At 74.9% G+C, this 3,027-nt stretch carries 3 protein-coding genes; 2 read left to right on the forward strand and 1 reads right to left on the reverse strand.

What is annotated here, in order from left to right:
• Nucleotides 1–407: 407 nt before the first annotated feature.
• Both RIF68_RS32730 and RIF68_RS32735 read left to right on the forward strand, forming a co-directional pair.
• Complete coding sequence (locus tag RIF68_RS32730) at nucleotides 408–1,682, forward strand: glycosyltransferase (RefSeq protein WP_309055001.1); 1,275 nt, start codon at nucleotides 408–410, stop codon at nucleotides 1,680–1,682.
• A 426-nt stretch (nucleotides 1,683–2,108) separates the two neighbouring features.
• The gene (locus RIF68_RS32735) at nucleotides 2,109–2,324 is read left to right on the forward strand and encodes an I78 family peptidase inhibitor (protein WP_309055003.1); all 216 of its coding nucleotides are present in this window, start codon (nucleotides 2,109–2,111) and stop codon (nucleotides 2,322–2,324) included.
• Between the two features lie 85 nt (nucleotides 2,325–2,409).
• On the opposite strand, the gene RIF68_RS32740 is transcribed toward RIF68_RS32735, so the two are convergent.
• Nucleotides 2,410–3,027: phosphatase PAP2 family protein (locus RIF68_RS32740; protein WP_309055005.1), on the reverse strand; the 618-nt coding region annotated here is incomplete at its 5' end.

A 3,027-nucleotide genomic window follows, 5' to 3' on the forward strand; every position in this document is an offset into this window, starting at 1 on the left:
AGGCCCTCCACACCGCGAACCGCGAGCTGATCGGACCGGACCCGAACCGGATCACCGTCGGCACGATGCTGCGGATCGCGCCGCTCTGAGGACTCCGCGGCGCCCCGTCCGGACAGTACGTACGGAGGGGCGCCGCGGAAGGGCCGGGGAAGCCCCCGGCCCCCGCCGCTCCCCGTCCGTGGGCCCTCGGGCGGGGAGCGGGCGGTTCGGGGCCGGGACAAGGCCCCCAGGGGGTGTCGGGGCCTGACGCACCGCGCGAAGAGGTCCCCGCCCCGGCTCCCGCCCGCCGGAAGGGCCACCGCCGCCGGAGCCCCTCGCCCGTGACGGCCTCCGGGCGAACGGCCGTGCCGCGCGGGCAGTACAGTTCGGCCGGACCGACCAACTGACCCGGGGGAACCGGCAGCGCGATGCGTATCTCCTTTCTGCTCCACAACGGCTACCACTACGGCGGCACCATCCGGACCACGTTCACACTCGCCGAGGAGCTCGCGGAGCGCCACGAGGTGGAGATCGTCTCCGTCTTCCGCCACCGGGACCAGCCGCTCCTCGGCCTGCCCGCCGGGGTGACCTTGCGTCACCTCGTGGACCTGCGCAAGGACAGCCCCGGCTACGACGGGGACCACCCGGACTTCCACCGGCCCGCCCGGGTCTTCCCGCGCGGCGACGGCCGCTGGAAGCAGTACAGCGCGCTCACCGACGCCCGCATCGGGGAGCACCTGCGGGGCGTCGAGGCGGACGTCCTCGTCGCCACCCGCCCGGGGCTCAACGTCCACCTCGCCCGGCAGGCGCGCCGCGGCCCGGTCCTCGTCGGCCAGGAGCACCTGATCCTCACCGGCCACAGCTACCGGCTGCGCCGCGACATCGCCCACGAGTACGCGCTGCTCGACGCCGTCACCACCGTCACCGAGGCCGACGCCCGCGCCTACCGGAAGCTGGGACTGCGGGACGTACGCATCGAGGCCGTGCCCAACAGCGTGCCCGCCCCCTCGGTGCCGCCCGCCGACCCCGCCGCGCGCACCGTGGTCGCGGCGGGCCGGCTGACCCGGGTCAAGCGGTACGACGTCCTGATCGACGCCTTCGCCGAGGCGGCGGCGGACCTGCCCGGCTGGACGCTGCGGATCTACGGCTCCGGCGACGCGGTGCAGGACCTCAAGGGGCCGCTCACCCGGCAGATCGCCGCCCGGGGCCTCGGCGAGCGGGTCCTCCTCATGGGCTCGGTCACGCCGATGGAGCCGGAGTGGGCCAAGGGCTCGATCGCGGCGGTGACCTCGCAGCGCGAGTCCTTCGGCATGACGATCGTGGAGGCGATGCGCTGCGGGCTGCCGGTCGTCTCCACCGACTGCCCGAACGGACCCCGCGAGATCATCGAGGACGGGGTCGACGGGCGGCTGGTGCCGGTGGACGACGTGGCGGCCGTCGCCCGGGCGCTGCGGGCGTACATGGCCGACGACGAACTGCGCGCCAAGGCGGGCAGGGCCGCGCTGGCCGCCTCCGAGCGCTTCGACCCCGCCCCTATCGCCGCCCGCCACGAGGCCCTGTGGGCCGAACTCGTCCACCGCGGTGCGAGCCGCCGGACCCACGGCCGGGGCCGCGCCGCGGCCCACCGCGCCCTCGGCGGCGCCCTCGACGGCGTCTACACCCTCAAGGCGCGCGCCGGCCGCCTCGTCCGCCGCTTCCGCTGACACGGCGGACGCGCCGGACTCCGCCGGCCGGGGATCCGACGCGGGTCGCGATCTCCCCCGGATCACCGTCACGGAGTTCCGGTACCGCCTCTCGACCGCCGGGCGGAAGCGTCCGGCGGATCGGCCCGATGGTCCCGGCGTAAGCATTCTGTGGGGGAACCGTGAGAACCGCCGGTCATGGAGCCGGCGCCCGGCCGGGGCCAATTCGACGCACCGTCACGGGAGTGGGAATTCCGGGGAAGTTCCCGGCGGGCGGACGCGGCGCGGCCGAGTTCGGGGCGGTTGGTGCGAAGTACCGGAGAGCCCCGGCAATTACTGGAGAATCGGCTGGAACTTGTCCCTCCGGGTGACCGGGATGCGAGTCAAACATATGGCGGACCTTTGTGACCCAAGTGTGACCACCACCGAGGGACTAACGTGGGGTCCATGGCTCCCACATCGCGCACTCCCGAACCGCCCCGCGACAGCCCCGAGTCCTATGTGGGGCTCGACGCGGACGGCGCCGAGCGGCTCGCCAGGACCCGGGGCTGGACCGCCGTCAGGGCCCTGCCGCCGGGCACGATCGTCACCATGGAGTACCAGTTCGGACGCATCAACTTCGAGGTCGAGGACGGGACGGTCACCCGCTGCTGGGTCGGCTGACGAGCGCCGGAACCGACGCCCCCGCCCGTACGACGAAGGGCCCCGGCCGATCCGGCCGGGGCCCTTCGTCGCGTACGGACACGGCTCAGCCGCCCGCCCCACGGGTCGCGGGAGCGCGCGTCGCCGGGGTCCGCCGGGCCACTCCCACGGTCTCCCTGACCGGTTCGTCGGCCGCCGCCGGACGCGGCGGGTGGTAGCCGGGGCGCGGACCGCCGGAGGCCACGGGCAGCGAGGGCACCAGGCGGCGCCGGTCCCGCAGGCGCTCCCCGAGCCGGTCGCGCAGGGCCAGGATCCGGGCCTCCGCCAGGGCGATGACCGGCTCGCACCAGGGCAGCGCGAGCAGGATCAGCAGGCCGGCGGCCCAGCCGAGCAGCACGTCGCTCAGCCAGTGCGTCCCCAGGTAGACGGTGGTGAGGCCGACGCCGAGCGCGACCACCGCCGAGAGCGCCGACAGGTACCGCCGGGCCCGCGGGGTGGTCGCCAGGTAGGCCAGGATGCCCCAGGTCACCACCGCGTTCGCGGTGTGACCGGACGGGAATATGTCACCGCCCGCGAACAGCTCGGCGGAGCCGATCTGGGTCGCGTAGTGGGGGCCGAGACGGCCGAGGCCGAGCTTGACCGAGCCGACCGAGACGTTGAGGAGCAGGAGCGCGGCGCCGAGGCAGAGCAAGGGCCGCAGCGTGTGCTGGCGCCAGGAGCGCCA

The organism is Streptomyces sp. (genome assembly GCF_031178505.1).
In the GTDB taxonomy this organism is placed as follows: Bacteria; Actinomycetota; Actinomycetes; order Streptomycetales; family Streptomycetaceae; genus Streptomyces; species Streptomyces gulbargensis.

Bases quoted from the DNA above. Each gene is read 5' to 3' on its own strand.
- RIF68_RS32730 (WP_309055001.1), top strand. From the start codon at position 408: ATGCGTATCTCCTTTCTGCTCCACAACGGCTACCACTACGGCGGCACC.
- RIF68_RS32735 (WP_309055003.1), top strand. From the start codon at position 2,109: ATGGCTCCCACATCGCGCACTCCCGAACCGCCCCGCGACAGCCCCGAG.